This is a genomic window from Faecalibacterium duncaniae (assembly GCF_010509575.1).
Lineage (GTDB): Bacteria > Bacillota > Clostridia > Oscillospirales > Ruminococcaceae > Faecalibacterium > Faecalibacterium duncaniae.
Map to the genome: position 1 here is coordinate 913,113 of NZ_CP048437.1, position 18,930 is coordinate 932,042.

Sequence of the window (18,930 nt, forward strand, 5' to 3'; positions counted from 1 at the left end):
TGTTTCCCCCGTATAACAAAACAAATCAAAGAGCCGGTCTTGAGCATCAAAAATGCGAAAACAGTACAGTCTGTCAGAATAAATCCCCTGGCAATTCAAATAGATCCGCCCGAGGTGATCTCCCATGATGAGGACAGTTACACGGATGCACCTGTTTGAATGACCAAAAAGGAGTAACTCCAATGTACTAAGCAATGGAATCCCTGGCAAATCTAACTCGAAAGAATGTGGTAATATGAAATTCATCTTCAGAATCTCGGTACCGCAGTCCAACAGTTAAGAGAAGGGTCAGTCCAATGTACTAGAGTAGTTCATCCCCTTGCATAAAACTCTTCAGTTTCAGGTAGTTTCTAAGGAGAGTCACCCTATGAAACGCATACTCCGAAAATGAGAGAACCCAAGGAGAAGAGGCTTATGACTCCGAAGAAGTAAGTATCCAGCCGGACGAGGGCTTGCAAACGCCTCGATCCGGCTGGTTTTTTGTTGTGCGGCCGTTGTTTGCGGGCGGGGCCTTCCCTTTTGTAGAGTTGAATTCCGTCCTTGTTTTTTCCATGGCCGTGTGTTATTCTGATAGAAAAGGAGGTGCATTTCCTATGACAGGTTCTGTTCTTTTTACAATCGTACTCACGGTACTGTGGTTTATTACTGGCGTGCGCGACCTGATGGGCAAGGATCCGCTCATTAACCTCCCATTCAACCAGTATAACCGTGACCCTGAATATCGGGCGTTCTGGCAGAAGAAAAATGGCATCTGGGAGTTGGCAAACGGTATTACGTTTGGCCTTTCCAATGTTCTGATCGTGTTCCCAGAGGCCCGCACAGCCCGCACCGTGGTCTTGGTGATTATGGTGATCGTGGATGTCATCTACGTCGTTGCGTATGAATCGTGGGAGCACAGCAACGACTAAAAATAGAGCTCTGCCGTTTCTCAAAAACCAATTGCACCTCCTGCATTTCTCTGCTACAATGGAGAAAACGCAGGAGGTATTTTTTATGGTCAAGCATATCATTCTCTGGCAGCTCAAGGACGAGCTTTCTACCGCCGAAAAGGCAGAAATCAAGGCGAACATCAAAACCGGACTGGAGGGCCTGGCAGGGCAGATCCCGGGGCTTGTGGAGGTGCATGTGAACATCAACGGCCTGCCCTCTTCCAACGCAGACCTGATGCTGGACACCACCTTTACCGATGCAGCCGCCCTCAAGGGCTACTCCACCCACCCCGCCCACGTGGCTGTGGCCGATGGCAAGGTGCGCCCTTACACCAAGACCCGCGTCTGCCTGGATTTTGAAGTGTAACGGAACATGCAAAAAGAACACCCCCTCTGCGGTGCAGCTTCAGAAACTGCCATGCAGAGGGGGTGTATTTTGTGTTATGAGCAGATGGAACGCTTAGCGAGCGTCACGGTTTGCTTCGTACTCGTCCATGGAGACATAGTGGTCGAGGACGTGGATGCCCTTCAGGCGCTTATTGGAGAAGCCGGTGGAAGCGTACTGGCCCTCCCAGTAGTTCAGGCGGGTCGCCAGATAGGCGGGCACGCTCATGCCGCGCGGAATGACCAGTGCGTTGGTGATGAGCAGAGTCTCGGCATCGGCAAAGGCCTTGTAGCGGGCATCGATGTCATCGGTGATCTGCTTTGCAGCCTCGATGGCGTTCATGTAGGCCATGACAGCATCTGCGGTCTCGCCGGTGATGAAGCCGTCTTCCACGCCGGTGCGCAGGTAAGCATAGCGCATTCCACGGGAATCCTTAGCCTGATAGAACGGGTCGGTCTCGGTCTCGGGGTCGGAGTAGTCAGCGCCCCAGTTGCAGAGCAGGAACTCGAACTTGCCGTTGCGGCGCACAGCAGACAGGAAGCTGTCGGAGGGGCCGGCGGTGATGATGATGTCGATGAAGTCGGTGCCGTCGTTCAGCACACCCTCCAGCTGCTGCTTGAGCACCTGGCACTGCTTGTCCCAGTCGGTGGAGGAGGGGTTGTAGGGCAGCTGCACCTTGATGGGGAAGGTGACCCCCTGTGCGGTCAGCTCCTCAATGGCGGCATCACGGTACTCCTTGGCCTTGGCCTCGTCAAAGAACTCGGTCAGGTCGGCCAGGCCGCCGCACTGGGTGTAGTCCACGCCATCGGCGGTGGCGCAGAAGTTCGGGGGAGTGATGGTGTTCAGCTTGTAGCTGTCATAGCCCAGAGGTGCGCTGACAGCCAGCGTAACGGCGTTGTTGATGCCGTACAGGAAGGCCTTGCGGAAGTTGGTGTTGTTGATGGCCTTGGCCCAGTTCTCGGGTTCGTATTCTGCATCCACGCCCTCAACGTTCCAGTTGGAGAACTCGTGTGCAAAGGGCATGAAGTTGAACATGTAGAAGTAGGTGTAGTTGGTGTTGGGACGATCCATGGAGACCATGTCCTTGGTGGTATCGTCAGCCAGCCAGCTGTCCAGAATGTCGGAACCGATGGTGGCTTCGTCGATCTCGCCGCGCTTGATCATCTCGGGGCCGTTCACGGCAGCCTCGGCATTGTAAATGCGGCTGATGGTGTCGATAAAGACATTGTCCGCATCATAGTTCTCGGGGTTCTTCTTCATGATCCAGGTTTCCAGAGACTCGTAATCGGACAGGTAGAAAGCACCGCAGCTGTACAGGGTCTCGGCGCTGGTGGCATACTGGTCGCCCATCTCGCTCAGCAGGGGGCCGTAGGCGGGCTCATAGGGCAGGTAGCACAGCAGGCTCAGGAAGCCGGGGAAATCGTAAGTCAGGGTGTAGGCCAGGGTGTGGTCATCCACAGCGGTCACGCCCACGGAATCAAAGTCCACGGGGGCGTAGGTGGAAGCAGTGCCGTCTGCTGCGGTCACGGTCACGTTGCCGCTGCCATCGGTGACATAGGTGGTGCCGTCATCGTCCACAGTGCCGTTTTCAGCATTGGTCAGGTAGACGTGATAGTTGTAATAATCATTCGCACCGGCAATGTAGGCGGTGACCAGGCCCACGTTGGAGGAAGCGTAATCCGGGGTCAGCACATACTGCAGGGCATCCACAAAATCCTGTGCGGTCACGGGGGCAACGACTTCGCCGTTGTTGTCCACCCAGTTCTCCTCACGCAGGGTGAAGGTCCAGGTCAGGGTGTCGGCATCCCACTCCCACTTGGTGGCCAGGCCCTCGCGCATCACGCCCTTGTTGTCGTACTCGACCAGGGTGTCCACGCAGTTTGCACCCACGACCATTTCCAGGTCGGTGGCGGTGGTCAGATAGTTCAGGGTTGCAGGCTGGCTGGAATAAAGCACGGTGTACTTGCTGGTATCCGCACCGGAAGCAGAACCGGAGGAGCTGCCGCCGCTCTTGCCGCCGCAGCTGGACAGCAGACCGGCGGCGCAGGCACCTGCGGCTGCCAGGCCGCTTGCCTTGAGGAACTGACGACGAGAAATAGACTGTTTCATAATGAAATTCCCTCTTTTCTTCGTGTTGAAGTCTGGTTGCCGCCCAAAGCCGACAGGCCCGCTGTTTCCCGGCAGCGGGAAGAAAAAGGCGTAACGGAAACACATCCGTTACGCCTTTGTAACTTGTCCTCCCGACCACAGCTGGGTGGTTAAGAAGAATTATAGCATTATTTTGGGGTTGCGTCAATGGGAAACATGCTCGCCCTCTCAGTCATTGCTCCGCAATGCCAGCTCTCCCAAAGGGAGAGCCTTTGGCAAACCGGGAAAGCAAGTTTTATTCATTTACAGTGGAAGTGACCGGAACGCCAGGGGCTCCCCCTTCGGGGGAGCTGCCGCCGATAGGCGGCTGAGAGGGTGAGGCATTTTTAATTTCTTCTGCCAGCTCCTTTGCAGCTGCTTCTGCAGCCTTTTTGGCCTCGCGCTCGGCCTGACGCTCCTTGGCGCGGGCCACAGCCTCCTCCTGACGCTTTTTGGTGCGCAGCTTGATGCGGCAGACCGAACAGATGCCGTCCGCACAGTTGGGCGCAATGGGCTTGCCGCATTCCTTGCAGAGGGTCTTGGTGCACTTGTAGACACTGACGGGGCCAAGGCTGGTGAGCTGGCGCAGCTTCAGGCCGTCCAGACCGCCGTTGGAGCAGGCGGCAACGCAGACCCCGCACTCGCTGCACTTCCACGGCGTGATCACCGCGCGGGTCTGGCCGTCGGGCAGGTCCTCAAACTTGATGGCACCGCTGCGGCAGCTCTTCTCACACCGGCCGCAGGCAAAGCACTTCTGGGTGAAGTTGGGCAGGTGGTAGCCATAGCGCAGGGGCGTTTCGGACACCGCCTTGAGCTGCTTGGTGTACTGGTGGAGCAGCAGCCGGAAATCCTGGCTGCTCTCGTCCTCGCTGCGCAGGCCGGGCAGCATCCGCAGCAGCTGCTTGGTGCCCTTTTTGGAGCCGGAGGTCACCTGCTCCATCATCTCACGGCGGGAATATTCCTTGACATGGAAGGGGGCATCGTCCAGCTCGTATGCCAGCGTGAACCGGGCCTCGAACAGGGGCTGGCCGAAGAACTCCACCAGCCGGGTCAGAACGGCACGCAGATGCTCGGCGCAGACATCGTTCTCGCACTCGCCGCAGGGGGTCAGGTCGAGGACGATCTTCTTGTTCAGGGCAAGGTAGGCCAGCGCTTCCCACGAATAGGCCGAGACGCAGGTGCGCACCACGGTGTTTTTCCGGGTGGATTTTTCGCAGCCGATCCAGATGGTGTCACCATCGCTGTCGGCAGGGGAGATATCCCGCTGCACCTGCTCCGGCGAGGGGGCAATGCAGCCCGACCGGCAGGCTGAAACACACAGGCCGCAGTCGGTGCAGGGATCCCAGTCCTTGACGAGGTTGGGGCGGGTGAAGATCTCATCACCATAGGGGCAGATATCCTTGCAGGCTGTGCAGGGGGTGCGGTGGGGGTGCAGGTTCCAGCACTGCTTGCGGTTCACTTCGGGGTGGGTGGTCTTCATCAGCGCATCCATGGCGTAGCGCGTAAAGATACTCATAGGATCACTCCTTTTCAGGGTCCATCACCGTGGTGATGTCGGCGTTGTCCAGCAGGAAGCGCTGGACTTTCTGTGCAACCAGTGCGGCGGCAAGGGTGTCCGGGCTCAGCACCCGGCGGATGTCGGCCTCCGGGGTGTCCTGCAGCTGGGACAGGCGGCGGTACTCGTTGTTGACCTCCAGCGTGCTCACGGTGATGTTCTCGGCCTCGGCAATGGAGCGGGAGGCCAGCATGGAGCGCAGGTTCCGCTCGGCAGCGTCACGGTAGCCTGCCCGCAGGGCGGCAGCGGTGGTGTGGCTGTTCTTGCAGTGCTTTTCCAGGGTGATGTTGCTGCGGGAGAGCCGCTGCTCCAGCATCCGCATCTCATTGTCGGCGGTGCGGTCCAGCATGGCTTCGGGCAGGTCCACGGTCAGGTTGGCACCGGCCTTTGCCAGCAGTTCCTGCCCGGCGGCGCGGTCGGCGGCATCTTCGTGGATCTTCCGCTTTTTGGCCCGCACGGCCTCGCGCATGGCGGCAAGGTCTGCATAGCCCTGTGCCCGGGCAAATTCCTCGTTCAGCTCCGGGGTGGTCTTTTCGGCCACGGAGTGCAGCTTGATCTCAAACTGCGCGGTCTTGCCGGAGAGCTCCTCCACCCGGAACTGCTCCGGGTAAGTGAAATCAAAGCGGAAGGTCTCGCCAGCGGTGTGGCCGTAGATGGCATCTTCGGCGGCAGGCATCAGCTTGCCGTCCCCCAGAACCACCATCACCTTTTCCATCCGGCTGTCGGGGATCTCCTCCCCGTCCATGAAGCCGACAAAATCCAGCAGAACCCGGCTGCCGCGCTTGGCGGGGGCGGTGGAGTTGTGGTAGACGGAGCGCATCCGGGTCTGGTGGACCATCTCCTGGTCAATGGTCTTTTCGGAAAGCGGCCGCACATGGCGGGTGACAGCCAGCCCCTTGTACTGGCCTAATTTTACTTCTGGTAGATTTTTTGCGTTGTTGGACATATCGTTTTACTCTCCTTTTATAAACCATGAACAGCCAGCCAGTTTTCCACAACAGAGGAAAACATTTCTGGGTATTTGGCGTTTTCAGCATCAAATTCATGGAGATAGGTCTCCACTTCCTCACGTGTCACGGGAGTGGTGCGTTCCCAGATCGTGAACACCGTGCCGTTGCCCATATCGAAGGTCGCAACTTGCTGGTGGGTAGTCTCTCTCAGCTGAAGAAAAACGGCGTTGAACCGGTGGCCCAGTTCCGTGTCCGGAGCCAGTGAGAGGGGGAACGGGTCTGCAGTTACCACATATCTGGCATCAAAGAAACCGGTGGGGAAATAGTGGGTGCCCGGCACCGAGAAGCTGTCCGGCAACTTGCCGTCCAGTGCATGGTTGGGCAGGTCACAGTTCCGCAGGTGGCCGGGATTGTAGAGCATGTCATCCGGGATCATATAGGCGACCTCGCCCTCCCCCAGATGTTCAACCAGCCATTGTGCCATGGCCTGGATCTGCGGTTTGTCCTTGCGGTCATAGGTCAGCTCGTCCAGCCGCTGATACTCAGCAAGGTCTGCCGGGTGGAACGCATGGATAACGAACTCTGGCAAGGCCATGACAGTGAGCGGGGAGCACCGCACCGACACGGCGAACAACAGTGTAAAGACCCAGAAACAAAGCTTTGGTATTTTGAAATGCTCGATACTCTCTGCCAGACCCGCCGCACCGCAGAGAAACAGAATGACATAGGCGGGCACGTACAGCAGCATCTGATGGGAGCCGGAATTCTGCACTCGGGTAAATAAGAGCATACTGAGCATCAGCTCACACAGCGCCAACACAGGCAGGCTGGGCTTTTTCCGCTTGACGCAGAGCCACAAACCAAACAGGATCAAAATAAGGTTCAGCAGGCCGGTGCGCATGGCATGATAATAGAGCTCTACCGCAATGCCGCCGACATTATAGTACGAATAGCGGTCGGAGTAGTTAAAAGCCAGGATCTTGCTGACCATGGGCCAGAGCAGGACCACCATTGCTGCCATGGCGCAGACACCAAACAGGATGAGGTTGCGTACTCGGCGCAGGGCAAGGCCCTTTTGGCCCTGTTTTGCGAGCTTTGCACTGCTTACAAAGAGCAGAAGCGCATAGGAAAAGTAATAGCCCACCACAAAATATAAGTACCAGCGGCGGCTCAGGATAATCGCGGCCGTTGCCAGGAAGATGAGCACGAACCGCCCCGGCTCCAGCTTTTCAAAACGGTAGTCCAATGTGAGGAGCAGAATGGCAAAAGCGAAGATCAGACCGAACCAGTCCGGCTGTGCCAGCATAGCGCTCATTCGCAGGAACGGATAGGTCAGCACCCAGGAAAAGCCGATGATAAAATACCAGAACTTATTCTTGACCTCCAGAATCTGCCCGATTTTGATCGTGAGACCAGCCAGCATCAGCATAAGGCTGGGGAGCACACAGAAAACCTGCGCAAAAGCGTAGCTGTCACCCGTTTTTGCGGTGAGGCAGAACGGGAACTCAGTGAACAAGGTGATGAAATTGGTGTAGTCTTCAGAAAATGTGCTTATGATATACTTAAAACCGGCCACCGGACCCAGCGCAAAAGCCGCTTCGGTATTGAACTGCTTCTGAATGTAGTTCACATAATCCCAGGCGTAGATGAACTGCCGCCGCCCCAGCGCCCAATAGAAGTAGAGCACAGCTCCGGCCCAGAAGGCGATGATGGCTGCGCGGTGGAAGAAGTCCAGCTCCACACCGGCAGTGTGCAGCACCCACAGCGCGCCGTAGAACAGCACACAGCTGCACCACAGGCTCACCAGCGGGAAGAACGCCGCCGCGGTGGGGAACAGCAGACCCACCAGCACCAGCAGGAGTGCTCCAGCACCCAGCCCGATGCCGCCCTTTGCCCAGGGTGAAAGGGTCTTCTTTTCAGAAAGTATCGTTGACATTGTACATGCTCCTCGGTTTTGAACCACAATATTACAGCTTACAGTATAATGATTCCGGGCGGCACAGGCAAGAGGGCAGGCCCCCGGAAGATAAAATATCCCGCCTGCATTTCAGCAGACGGGATATTTTGAATGCGATATTACTTTTTGGAATTCTGCTTTGCCGCGATGGTGGCCTTGCGCTTCTGGGCGGCGGCCTTGCGGGCAGAGGCCTGTGCGGCTTCCGGGTGGGGAGCCTCCGGCGTGATGCGGTACATCCGGCTGCCCATGGCGGGCAGATCCACGCTCAGGGTGTAGTCCCGGCCGTACACGCCGCCATCGGTGGTGTGCAGGTGTCTGGTGCGGCTGCGGTCCGCGCCGTTCCAGCAGGCAGCCTCGCTGTTCAGCAGCTCATCGGCGGCGCAGGGGTACTGGAAGTAGAGCGGGAACTTTTTGTGGGCGGTATTCTGGGTGTTCATCACACAGAGGATGGTCTGGCCCGCGCCCTTCCGCAGCCAGGCGTACACGCCTTCGTCCCGGCTCTCGCAGGCGATCCACTCAAAGCAGTTCGGGTTGTATTCGCCGTCGTAGAGGGCGGGTTCGGTGGCATACAGGCGACCCAGCTCGGCAAAATATTTCTGGAAGCTGTCGTGGAAGGGATACTTCATCAGGCCCCAGTCCAGCTCCTTTTTCTCATCCCACTCCCGGAAATGCCCCAGTTCATTGCCCATAAAGTTCAGCTTTTTGCCCGGGTGGGTGTACATGTAGAAGTAAAGGGTGCGCAGCTGGGCACATTTTTCCTCGTAGGTGCCCCACAGCTTATCAATGATGGTCTTTTTGCCATGCACCACCTCGTCGTGACTGAGTGCCAGCAGATACAGCTCATTGTAGAAATACTGCATACTGAAGGTCAGTTTGTGGTAGGCATCGGGCCGCTCACCAAAGGGCGTGGCAAAATAATCCAGCGTGTCGTGCATCCAGCCCATGTCCCACTTATAATCGAAACCGATGCCGTCGTAGCGGGTGGGGGCGGTGACCTTGAGGAAGTTGGTGGAGTCCTCGGCGGTGTAGATGCCGGTGGGCCAGCGCTCGTTCAGGCCGTGGTTCAGGTTCCGCAGGAAGGTAACAGCGCCCTCGTTCACGCCGCGGTTGGGGTCGCCCTGCCAATAAAGGGCACGGGAGATGGCATCCATCCGGATGCCGTCGCAGTGGTAGACATCCATCCAGAGGGCAGCGGCGCTGTTCAGGAAGCTGCACACCTCCCGGCGGTAATAGTTGAAGTTGCAGGTGCCCCACTCGCTGTGGCCCACATCGCTGTCGTACTCGTAGAGGTGGGTGCCGTCAAAGTTGGCGAGCGCGTCGCCGTTGGCGGCAAAGTGGACGGGCACAAAGTCCATGATGACACCAATGCCCATCCGGTGGCAGGCGTTGACAAAGGCCGCAAAGTCGGCGGGGTCGCCGTAGCGGCTGGTGACAGAGAAGTAACCGGTGGTCTGGTAGCCCCAGCTGCCGTCAAAGGGATGCTCTGCCAGCGGCAGCAGCTCCACATGGGTGAAGCGGTGATCCAGCAGCCAGGGGATCAGCTCCCGGGCCAGCTCCCGGTAATTGTACCAGCCGTCCGAGCCGTCCTCGCGGGTGGCGTTGGGCTTGTGCTTCCAGCTGCCTGCATGGAGCTCGTAGATGTTCAGGGGCAGGTTGCGGCACTTGTCCCGCCGCTCCATCCAGCTGGAATCGTCAAAGGCAAAGTCCATCCGGGCCAGCCTGCTGGCCGTGCCGGGCCGCAGCTCAGTGGAAAAGGCGTAGGGGTCAGCCCGCATCACGGTGCTGCCATCCTTGCCGTGGATGCGGTATTTGTACAGCTCTCCCTCGGCAAGGCCGGGCACAAAGCCGCTCCACACGCCGGTGTCGGCCTTCTGCATGGGAACGCCCGGCCCCCAGCCGTCAAAGCCGCCGCAGATCTCCACAGCCACGGCCCCCGGGGCCCACACGGCAAACCGCCAGCCCTCCTGCCCAAAGTCATCCCGGCAGGGGTGCGCGCCCAGCACACGGTAGGCATCAAAGCATTCGCCCGCAAAGAACGAGCGGTCGATGGTGGGAAAATTCATGCAGATTTCTCCTTTTCTCAACGGGATACACCCGGTCATATTTACCAATAATTTTTGATCAAAATCATCACACTTGCTGATTTTAACAGAGACTATGCGGAAAATTTATCAAACATCCACACAATTGGCGGAGTTTGTGGTATACTGAGCCTGCCGCTGCTGGGCGGCAGAAGAAATGATATGGGAGAGAGTAACTATGGCATGGTATGATACCGCAGTTTTTTATCAAATTTATCCGCTGGGCCTGTGCGGCTGTGCGCACGAAAACGATGGCCAGCCCACACCGGGCGCGTTCGCAAAGCTGAACGCCTGGGCCGAGCACGCCTCCAAAGACCTGGGCTGCACGGCCATTTATATCGGCCCGCTGTTCGAGAGCGGCTCCCACGGCTATGATACCATCGATTATCGCCGGGTGGACCGCCGCCTGGGCACCAACGAGGAGTTCAGGGAGTTCGTGGCCAACTGCCACGCCCGGGGCCAGAAGGTCATTGTGGACGGTGTGTTCAACCATGTGGGCCGGGATTTCTTTGCCTTCAAAGACCTGCAGGCCAACCGCGAGAATTCCCGCTATAAGGACTGGTTCTGCGATGTGAACTTCTGGGGCAACAACGAGTACAACGACGGCTTTTCTTATGGCAACTGGGGCGGCTTCAACCTGCTGGTCAAGCTGAACCAGCGCAACCCCGAGGTGCAGAACTACCATTATGATACCATCCGCTTCTGGGTCGATGCATTCGACATTGACGGCATCCGGCTGGATGCAGCGGATGTGCTGGACTTCGACTTTATGAAGGGTCTGCGCCGCCTTGCCAACGAGGTCAAGCCTGAGTTCTGGCTGATGGGCGAGGTCATCCACGGCGATTACAGCCGCTGGGCCAACCCTGAAATGCTCCATTCCGTTACCAACTATGAGCTGCACAAGGGCCTGTGGAGCGGCCACAACGACCACAACTATTTTGAGATCGCACACACCATGCGCCGCCTGCAGGGGCTCTGCCACGACACCCGGCTCTATACCTTCTCCGACAACCACGATGTGGAGCGCCTGCCCAATAAGCTGCGGAACAAGGCGCACATCCGGCACATTGCAATTCTAGTATACACGCTTTGGGGCATTCCGTCCATCTACTACGGCTCCGAATTTGGCATCGAGGGCAAAAAGGAGTGGGGCAGTGACTGGCCCCTGCGCCCCTGCCTGGAGCTGGACAAATTCCGGGATGACCTGACCACCAACCCCGTCACCAGTGTGTACGCCGCATTGGGCAGGCTGAAGGCCGAATACCCAGCCCTGAGCTGGGGCGAGGTGAAGGAGCTCCAGCTGACCACCCAGTGCTATGCCTTTGCCCGGGTGCTGGATGGAAAAGCCCTCGTGGCCGTATTCAACAACGGCGACGGCCCGGCGGAGATGGAGTTCCAGCTGCCGGTGGAGGCCAACACTGCAACGGACCTGCTGGCCGATACCGTGGGCGCTGAGAATGTGATGGTCAGCCTTGCATCTGGCCGGATGAAGGTCCAGCTGCCCTCCAATTACGCCACTGTCCTGCGTCTGGATTGACAGGACACCTGTCATGCACTATTATAATAGGGAAAAATGCTGACAGGGGGAACAACAATGAACGCAGCACAGCGCCGGGAAAAGATCTTGCAACAGCTCCATGGGGCCAGCGCACCCATCAGTGCCAGTGCACTGGCCGCAAAGCTGGGGGTCAGCCGCCAGATCGTGGTGGGGGACGTGGCCCTTCTGCGGGCAGGCGGGGCCGAAATCGAGGCCACCCCGCGCGGGTATCAGTTCCACCCGACCCCCGGCGGCTACACCGGCATCCTGGCCTGTGTGCACAGGACTGCCGATGAGATGCGCACCGAGCTTTACACGGTGGTGGATCAGGGAGGCGTGGTGGTCGATGTGGCGGTGGAAAACCCGCTTTACGGCGAGCTGCGGGGCAACCTGAACCTCGCCAGCCGATACGATGTGGACACCTTTATCACCCAGGCAGCCAATACCCCGGAGTGCCTGCTCAGCCGGATGACCGGCGGCGTGCACCTGCACACCCTCCGCTGCCCGGATGAAGAAACATTCCAGAGGATCGAAGCCGCATTGAGAGAGAAAGGGATTCTCTATTGATATTGTAAGAAAACTCGAACAAACTGTCTATCCCCGAAAAACGAAAAGCGTTGGATATCCAACGAAACGATGAAAGTGGTGGATTATTTTGGACATCCGCATTGAAAAGACTGACCGCGCCATCGAAAAGGCATTCATGGAGCTGCGTGCCCGCCAGCCGCTGGAAAAAATCAGGATCAAAGACCTGTGCACACTGGCCAAGGTGAACAAATCCACCTTTTATGCCCACTATGAGGATATCTATGAGCTGTCCAGCCGGTTGGAGAACAAGCTCATCCATGTCATTCTGGACAGTGTGCCCAATGTGGGGCTTACCGCTGCACACACAGAGCAGCTGACCCGTGAACTGTTCCATGCCTTTGTTCAGAACCAGGAGGCGGTGAACATCCTTTTCTCCGGGGCAAGGCAGGGGATCTTTGCCAACTGCATTGAAAAGGGTCTGCGAGACCGTCTGGCTGCCAAAGACCCCACCTTTGCAGCGGACCCCGACCGGGGCATCCTGCTTTCGTTCTGCGTGCAGGGCTGCTTCTATGCCTTTGCCAACAACAGCGGCCAGATGGACGTGGAACATCTGGTCAATCTGCTGGCTGTGATCGCCAAAGCGGCGCAAAGCCTGAACCGATGATAGAATGGTAATCATGAGAAAGGCTCCTGCTTTCGCAGGAGCCTTTCTCATTTAAAATACATGGAAACCGGTTCTTTTTATTGTTTCAATTCATGGCTCCGGCCTTTGTGAACATCTGTTCGACCTGCGCGGCGAGCAGGCTGTGCTCCGGCGCTTCCAGCAGGGGGTCTGCTGCCAGCAGAGCGGCGGCCTCGGCCTGAGCGGCGTGAAGGGTGCGGGTGTCGTTCATCAGGTCGGCAATCTGCAGGGTGGGCAGGCCGTGCTGGCGGCTGCCGAAAAAGTCGCCGGGGCCGCGGGTCTCAAGGTCGAACTGCGCCACGGCAAAGCCGTCCGAGGTGGAGCAGAGGAACTTGAGCCGCTTCTGGACGCTCTCGGCGGTGTTGTCGCTGACAAGGAAGCACCAGCTCTCGGCGGCACCTCGGCCCACGCGGCCCCGCAGCTGGTGCAGGGCGCTCAGGCCGTAGCGCTCGGCGTTCTCGATGACCATGACGGTGGCGTTGGGGACATCCACGCCCACCTCGATGACGGTGGTGGATACCAGTGCATCCAGCCGGCCGGCTTTGAAATCGTCCATTACAGCGGCTTTCTCCTTTGGCTTGAGCTTACCGTGCATCAGGCCGACCCGGCGGTCGGGGAGAAGGGCTTTGGCAATGTCCTCGTAGTAACTCTTCACGGCGTTCAGCCCGCCGTCCGGTGTGTCCTCGATGGCGGGACAGACGATATATACCTGCCGTCCGGCTCCGATCTCCCGGTCAAGAAAACCGTAGAGATCCCGCCGCTTTTTTCCGGTGATGCACCGGGTCTTGACGGGCTTGCGGCCTGGGGGCAGCTCATCAAGGATAGAGATGTCCAGATCGCCGTAGATCAGCAGACCCAGTGTGCGTGGAATGGGCGTGGCGCTCATCACCAGCAGATGGGGGTTCGCGGCCTTTTCGGCCAGCATTCCGCGCTGGCGCACGCCGAAGCGATGCTGTTCGTCCACCACAGCCAGACCCAGCCGGGCAAACTCCACGCCCTCGCTCAGGATGGCGTGGGTGCCCACCACAAGGTCGGCTTCGTCACTGCGGATGGCAGCCAGCGTGGTGCGGCGGGCGGCGGCCTTCATGCCGCCGGTCAGCAGGGCCACACGCATCCCGAAGGGGGCCAGCATCCGGTTCAGATTCTCTGCGTGCTGGGCGGCAAGGATCTCGGTGGGGGCCAGCAGGGCCGCCTGGTATCCGCTGCGGATGCAGGCCCAGATGGCGGCGGCGGCAACCAGTGTCTTGCCGCTGCCCACATCGCCCTGCAAAAGGCGGTTCATGGAGGTGCTGCCGGACAGATCGGTCAGAATTTCGTCTACGGCCCGGCGCTGGGCACCGGTGGGGGAGAAGGGGAGTGATGCCCAGAAGGGGGCCGGGTCGAGCCGCTGCATGGGTGCACCGGTGGAGGCGCTGCCCCGGTTCTTCATTCGTCCAATGCCCAACTGGAGCACCAGCAGCTCCTCGTAGATGAGCCGCCGCCGGGCTGCAAAAGCCTCCTCCTCTGTGGCAGGGCAGTGGATGGCCCGCACAGCATCGGCCTTGGAGAGCAGGCGGTATTTTTTCAGCATCTCCTCTGGCAGCGGGTCGGGCAGGAGTTCCGCATGGGGGAGCAGCTGCCGGATGCATTTTGCAATCACGGTGCTGGAAAGCCCCTCGGTCTGGGGGTAAACGGCCTCGAAGGGAGCGGCGGTGATCTGTGCCGCCGTGCGCACCTGCGGGTTGACCATCTGACGGCGAAGCATCCCGCCGGTCACGATGCCCTCAAAATAGTATTCCTGCCCCAGCTCCAGCTTCTGGGTGGCATAGGGATTGTTGAACCAGGTGATCTCCAGGCTGGAAACATCATCCCCGGCGGTGATGCGCTCCATCCGCCGCCCGCCCGGCAGGATGCGCCCGGCAGGTTTGGCGAACACCTCGGCCTTCACCACGCACTCGGTGTCTGGCGGGGCCTCGGCAATGGAGTAGGGACGGGAAAAATCGATGTAACGCCGGGGATAGTGGCAGAGCAGGTCGGCCAGTGTCACGATGCCCAGTTTCTCAAACCGCTCGGCGGTCTTGGGCCCCACGCCCTTGAGGTAGCGCACCGGCGTGTCCGGGGTCAGGGTGGTGTGATGTTCAGCGGGCATGGCAGGCCCTCCTTTCCGCAAAAATAGTATCCTCATTGTAACACGGGAACGGGGAAAAATCTGCCTTACAAAATTCGCTTTTGAAGATCCTCAACAGAAGGCAGTTGCTTTTCAAACTCTTCCGGCAGGCAGCTTGTGATACGGTATGCGCTGACTCCGATGGGTTTACTCATATCTTTAAGGGAGTACTCTGCAACCAGATCGTTCTTGCTTTTGCAGAGCAGAAGGCCGATGGAAGGGGAATCCTGTTCTTTTTTCAGTAATCCATCTACCGCAGAAAGGTAAAAATTAAGCTGTCCGGCATACTCTGGTTTGAATTCGCCTGTTTTCAATTCGATCACAACATAACAGCGCAGGCTCAGATTATAAAACAGCAGGTCGATATAAAAATCATCACCGCCGACATTCAGATGATACTGGTTGCCCAGAAAAGCAAAGCCAGTGCCCAGCTCCAGCAAAAGCTTGGTGACATCTTTGACAAGAGCCTGCTCGATATCCCGCTCAAGCATATTTTCCTTCAAAGGGATAAAATCAAAGAGATAGGGGTCTTTCATCGTTTGCAAGGCAAGCTCACTTTGCGAGGCGGGCAGACGAGCTTCAAAATTTGTGATTTTTGATGCAATGGCCTGACGTTGATATAATCCACCCTCGATCTGATGAATCAAAACATTCCGAGACCAACCGTTTTCAATAACTTTTTCAGCGTACCATAGGCGTTCTTCTGGTGAGGAAAGCTTATCCAGGAGAACGGTATTGTGTCCCCACGGAATTTGTGCAACAGGCTGTTGCACAAATTCCTCGTCAGGGTAAGCAAGTGCAAATTTTGCCATATACTTCAAGTTCCGAACGGAATAACCGGAAGCGTCCGGAAAAGCAAGTTTGATATCGGCAGAAAGGCTTTCAATGAATTTGCTGCCCCAGGTCTTATGTGCATTGATCGTATTGCCGATCGTATGATAGAGAAGCAGAAGCTCCCGGTTGACACTGACAGATGCGCGATACTGCGCCGCGCGAATTTCCTCCTTGATGGATTCAACGGTATTCAGATATTCGCTGGAATTCAAGAGCACTTTGCCGGCCCCCTTCGCAAAAATAGTATCCCCATTGTAACACGGGAACGGGGAAAAGAAAAGCAAAACAAAAAATCCCGGAAGCCGCAGCTTCCGGGAACTTTTGGAGGTGACGACCAGATTTGAACTGGTGGATGAGGGTTTTGCAGACCCTTGCCTTACCACTTGGCCACGTCACCATATTTGGAGTGAATATTTCCACTCCATTTGGAGCGGCCGACGAGGCTCGAACTCGCTACCTCCACCTTGGCAAGGTGGCGCTCTACCAGATGAGCTACGGCCGCATATTGGTGCATTTACCCTTGCACCACAGGGAAAGACGACCCGGATCGGGCTCGAACCGACGACCCCCAGCGTGACAGGCTGGTGCTCTAACCAACTGAGCTACCGGGCCATATCCGGAGCGATTATTACCACTCCGTTATGGAGCGGCCGACGAGGCTCGAACTCGCTACCTCCACCTTGGCAAGGTGGCGCTCTACCAGATGAGCTACGGCCGCATATCAGAGGAACAGGAGTAATTCTTGTTCTTCTGAAAGGTGGTGCCTCCGATCGGAATCGAACCAATGACACGGGGATTTTCAGTCCCCTGCTCTACCGACTGAGCTACAGAGGCGCACCGGACGATGATTATTATACCTGAAATTTTGATTTTGTAAAGGGGTAAATTCAAAATTTTTGAAAAAAACTGAAACTTTTTTCGTTTTATGCGTTTCAACGCGCAAAATAAGAATGACTTTCTGGGCTTTTTTCTACCGGATCGGGAGGACAAGAAATCTGCCCGAAGAAATTGACAAGTAATACAACCTATGGTTTAATAAAAGAAAAGAACACCGACGCTTTTGCTCTTTACACATCGCTTATACTTATTATAAGGGAAAGAGCAAAGGCGTTTTGATTTGACGACCTGCTCATTACAAGAGAACAGGCCTGGAGGACAGCATGGCAAGAAAACAGGAATATGGCAACGAAAGCATTACTTCGCTGAAGGGTGCCGACCGTGTGCGCAAGCGCCCGGCCGTTATCTTTGGCTCAGACGGCGTGGAAGGCTGCGCCCACTCTATTTTTGAGATCGTCTCCAACTCCATTGATGAAGCCCGCGATGGCCACGGCGATACCATCAATGTGACCCGCTGCAAGGACGGCAGCGTGATCGTGGAGGACTTTGGCCGCGGTATGCCCGTGGACTGGAACAACGGCGAGGGCCGCTACAACTGGGAGCTGCTGTTCTGTGAGATGTACGCGGGCGGCAAATACGGTGAGGGCGAGGACAACTACGAGTTCAGCCTGGGCCTGAATGGTCTGGGCCTGTGCGCCACCCAGTACGCTTCTGCCTGGATGACCGCCGATATCTATCGCGACGGCTTTCATTACCACCTCGACTTCAAAAGGGGTGAGAATGTGGGCGGCCTGCAGAAGGAACCATACAAGGGCCGCCGTACCGGCAGCATCATCCACTGGAAGCCCGACGATGAGGTGTTTACGGACATTGACGTGCCCGGCAGCTACTATAAGGATGTGCTGCGCCGTCAGGCCGTGGTCAACGCGGGCCTGACCCTGAACTTTACGGACGAAAAGGAAAAGGACCCCGCCACCGGCAAGCCCTGGAAGGAGAGCTGGTGCTACCAGAACGGCATCGCCGACTATGTGCAGGAGGTGGCAGGAGAGGACACCCTGACCCCGGTGTTCAGCTGCGAAAGCGAGGCCTCCGGCCGTGACCGTGAGGATCAGCCGGATTATAAGGTGCGGATGAGCGCTGCCTTCTGCTTCTCCAATAAGGTGCAGCTGCTGGAATACTATCACAACTCCTCCTGGCTGGAGCACGGCGGCAGCCCCGAGCACGCCGTCCGCACGGCGTTTGTCTACCAGATCAACAAATACCTGAAGGACAAGAACCTCTATAAGAAGGGCGAGAGTGCCATCAGCTTCCAGGATGTGCAGGACTGCCTGGTCTACGTCTCGTCCAGCTTCTCCACCCGTACCAGCTACGAAAACCAGACCAAAAAGGCCATCACGAACAAGTTCGTCTCGCAGGCCATGACTGATTTCCTCAAGCATTACCTGGAGGTCTACTTCCTTGAAAAGCCGGAGGAGGCCCAGAAGATCTGCCAGCAGGTGCTGGTGAACAAGCAGAGCCGCGAGCACGCCGAAAAGACCCGACAGAGCATCAAAAAGACGCTCTCCACCCAGATCGATCTGGCCAACCGGGTGCAGAAGTTCGTGGACTGCCGCACCAAGGATGCTTCCCGCCGGGAGCTCTACATCGTGGAGGGCGATTCCGCTATGGGCGCGGTCAAGCAGAGCCGCGACAGTGAATATCAGGCCATCATGCCCATCCGCGGCAAGATCCTGAACTGCCTGAAGGCCGATTACGCCCGCATCTTCAAGTCCGATGTCATCGTGGACCTTATCAAGGTCATGGGCTGCGGCGTGGAGCTGGGCGGCAAGCACAACAAGGAGCTTGCCACCTTCAACATCGATAACCTGCGCTACAACAAGATCGTCATCTGTACCGATGCTGACGTGGACGGCTACCAGATCCGCACGCTGGTGCTGACCATGCTCTACCGGCTGACCCCCACTCTGATCAACGAGGGCTATGTCTATATCGCGGAATCGCCGCTGTATGAGATCACCACAAAGGATCGCACCTATTTTGCCTACACCGAGCCGGAAAAGGCAGCTTTCCTGAAGGAGATCGGCGACAAAAAGTATACCATCCAGCGCTCCAAAGGTCTGGGCGAAAACGACCCCGAGATGATGTGGCTGACCACCATGAACCCCGAGAGCCGCCGCCTGATCAAGGTGCTGCCCACGGACGTGGAGGAAACGGCCCGGGTGTTTGACCTGCTGCTGGGAGATAACCTTGCCGGACGCAAAGAACATATTGCACAGCACGGCGCGGAATATCTGGATGATCTGGATGTGAGCTGAGAGATTGACGGCCTCGCCCTCTCCGTCTTTGCTACGCAAATCCACCTCTCCCAAAGGGAGAGGCCTT

Annotated in this window: 13 protein-coding genes and 5 tRNA genes; 6 read left to right on the forward strand and 12 right to left on the reverse strand. The window is 57.4% G+C overall.

Annotation, left to right across the window (positions count from 1 at the left end; genetic code table 11):
• Nucleotides 1-593 precede the first annotated feature (593 nt).
• On the forward strand, nt 594-908 hold the full coding sequence (locus GXM22_RS04315) for a hypothetical protein (RefSeq protein ID WP_005933091.1): 315 nt from the start codon (nt 594-596) through the stop codon (nt 906-908).
• A gap of 85 nt (nt 909-993) precedes the next feature.
• Nucleotides 994-1,296 (forward strand): Dabb family protein, encoded by a 303-nt coding sequence (locus tag GXM22_RS04320; RefSeq protein WP_035394152.1) that lies wholly within the window; start codon nt 994-996, stop codon nt 1,294-1,296.
• Nucleotides 1,297-1,389: 93 nt separating this feature from the next.
• Here GXM22_RS04320 and GXM22_RS04325 read toward each other — a convergent pair whose 3' ends face one another.
• The 5 genes from GXM22_RS04325 to glgB form a co-directional block, all read right to left on the reverse strand.
• Nucleotides 1,390-3,423 carry an ABC transporter substrate-binding protein gene (locus GXM22_RS04325; protein WP_035394155.1) on the reverse strand — a complete coding sequence of 678 codons (2,034 nt, stop codon included), beginning with the start codon at nt 3,421-3,423 and terminating at the stop codon, nt 1,390-1,392.
• 274 nt (nt 3,424-3,697) lie between these two features.
• Nucleotides 3,698-4,957, reverse strand: a complete 1,260-nt coding sequence (locus tag GXM22_RS04330) for a 4Fe-4S dicluster domain-containing protein (protein ID WP_005933096.1) — start codon at nt 4,955-4,957, stop codon at nt 3,698-3,700.
• Nucleotides 4,958-4,961: 4 nt separating this feature from the next.
• Nucleotides 4,962-5,942: a trigger factor gene (gene tig / locus GXM22_RS04335; RefSeq protein WP_005933098.1), complete on the reverse strand. Its 981-nt coding sequence runs from the start codon at nt 5,940-5,942 to the stop codon at nt 4,962-4,964.
• 17 nt (nt 5,943-5,959) lie between these two features.
• Entirely contained in the window at nt 5,960-7,882 is a 1,923-nt protein-coding gene (locus GXM22_RS04340) for a hypothetical protein (protein ID WP_005933100.1), read from the reverse strand.
• A 140-nt stretch (nt 7,883-8,022) separates the two neighbouring features.
• A complete protein-coding gene (glgB, locus tag GXM22_RS04345) occupies nt 8,023-9,966 on the reverse strand; it encodes a 1,4-alpha-glucan branching protein GlgB (protein WP_005933102.1) in 1,944 nt (647 codons plus the stop codon).
• A 196-nt stretch (nt 9,967-10,162) separates the two neighbouring features.
• Here glgB and GXM22_RS04350 point away from each other — a divergent pair, with 196 nt between their 5' ends.
• From GXM22_RS04350 to GXM22_RS04360, 3 genes are all read left to right on the forward strand, one after another.
• Nucleotides 10,163-11,521 (forward strand): alpha-amylase family glycosyl hydrolase, encoded by a 1,359-nt coding sequence (locus GXM22_RS04350; RefSeq protein WP_035394158.1) that lies wholly within the window; start codon nt 10,163-10,165, stop codon nt 11,519-11,521.
• Nucleotides 11,522-11,578: 57 nt separating this feature from the next.
• Nucleotides 11,579-12,088, forward strand: coding sequence for a transcription repressor NadR (locus tag GXM22_RS04355; protein WP_005933106.1), 510 nt, complete (start codon nt 11,579-11,581; stop codon nt 12,086-12,088).
• An 88-nt stretch (nt 12,089-12,176) separates the two neighbouring features.
• On the forward strand, nt 12,177-12,713 hold the full coding sequence (locus GXM22_RS04360) for a TetR/AcrR family transcriptional regulator (RefSeq protein WP_005933107.1): 537 nt from the start codon (nt 12,177-12,179) through the stop codon (nt 12,711-12,713).
• Nucleotides 12,714-12,798: 85 nt separating this feature from the next.
• Here the strand turns inward: GXM22_RS04360 and recG are convergent, their stop codons facing one another.
• The 7 genes from recG to GXM22_RS04395 all read right to left on the reverse strand — a co-directional run bounded on the left by recG (nt 12,799) and on the right by GXM22_RS04395 (nt 16,545).
• Complete coding sequence (recG, locus tag GXM22_RS04365; protein WP_035394160.1) at nt 12,799-14,859, reverse strand: ATP-dependent DNA helicase RecG; 2,061 nt, start codon at nt 14,857-14,859, stop codon at nt 12,799-12,801.
• A gap of 65 nt (nt 14,860-14,924) precedes the next feature.
• The gene (locus GXM22_RS04370) at nt 14,925-15,929 is read right to left on the reverse strand and encodes a PDDEXK nuclease domain-containing protein (RefSeq protein WP_335341489.1); all 1,005 of its coding nucleotides are present in this window, start codon (nt 15,927-15,929) and stop codon (nt 14,925-14,927) included.
• A 104-nt stretch (nt 15,930-16,033) separates the two neighbouring features.
• Nucleotides 16,034-16,108, reverse strand: a tRNA-Cys gene (locus GXM22_RS04375).
• A 29-nt stretch (nt 16,109-16,137) separates the two neighbouring features.
• A tRNA-Gly gene (locus GXM22_RS04380) sits at nt 16,138-16,213 on the reverse strand.
• A gap of 36 nt (nt 16,214-16,249) precedes the next feature.
• Nucleotides 16,250-16,323, reverse strand: a tRNA-Asp gene (locus GXM22_RS04385).
• A gap of 30 nt (nt 16,324-16,353) precedes the next feature.
• Nucleotides 16,354-16,429 (reverse strand) — tRNA-Gly (locus tag GXM22_RS04390).
• A gap of 40 nt (nt 16,430-16,469) precedes the next feature.
• Nucleotides 16,470-16,545 (reverse strand) — tRNA-Phe (locus GXM22_RS04395).
• A 326-nt stretch (nt 16,546-16,871) separates the two neighbouring features.
• On the opposite strand from GXM22_RS04395, the gene GXM22_RS04400 reads away from it, so the two are divergent.
• On the forward strand, nt 16,872-18,863 hold the full coding sequence (locus GXM22_RS04400) for a DNA gyrase/topoisomerase IV subunit B (protein ID WP_005933111.1): 1,992 nt from the start codon (nt 16,872-16,874) through the stop codon (nt 18,861-18,863).
• Nucleotides 18,864-18,930 lie beyond the last annotated feature (67 nt).

Bases quoted from the DNA above. Each gene is read 5' to 3' on its own strand.
- GXM22_RS04315 (WP_005933091.1), top strand. From the start codon at position 594: ATGACAGGTTCTGTTCTTTTTACAATCGTACTCACGGTACTGTGGTTT.
- GXM22_RS04320 (WP_035394152.1), top strand. From the start codon at position 994: ATGGTCAAGCATATCATTCTCTGGCAGCTCAAGGACGAGCTTTCTACC.
- GXM22_RS04325 (WP_035394155.1), bottom strand. From the start codon at position 3,423: ATGAAACAGTCTATTTCTCGTCGTCAGTTCCTCAAGGCAAGCGGCCTG.
- GXM22_RS04330 (WP_005933096.1), bottom strand. From the start codon at position 4,957: ATGAGTATCTTTACGCGCTACGCCATGGATGCGCTGATGAAGACCACC.
- tig (WP_005933098.1), bottom strand. From the start codon at position 5,942: ATGTCCAACAACGCAAAAAATCTACCAGAAGTAAAATTAGGCCAGTAC.
- GXM22_RS04340 (WP_005933100.1), bottom strand. From the start codon at position 7,882: ATGTCAACGATACTTTCTGAAAAGAAGACCCTTTCACCCTGGGCAAAG.
- glgB (WP_005933102.1), bottom strand. From the start codon at position 9,966: ATGAATTTTCCCACCATCGACCGCTCGTTCTTTGCGGGCGAATGCTTT.
- GXM22_RS04350 (WP_035394158.1), top strand. From the start codon at position 10,163: ATGGCATGGTATGATACCGCAGTTTTTTATCAAATTTATCCGCTGGGC.
- GXM22_RS04355 (WP_005933106.1), top strand. From the start codon at position 11,579: ATGAACGCAGCACAGCGCCGGGAAAAGATCTTGCAACAGCTCCATGGG.
- recG (WP_035394160.1), bottom strand. From the start codon at position 14,859: ATGCCCGCTGAACATCACACCACCCTGACCCCGGACACGCCGGTGCGC.
- GXM22_RS04400 (WP_005933111.1), top strand. From the start codon at position 16,872: ATGGCAAGAAAACAGGAATATGGCAACGAAAGCATTACTTCGCTGAAG.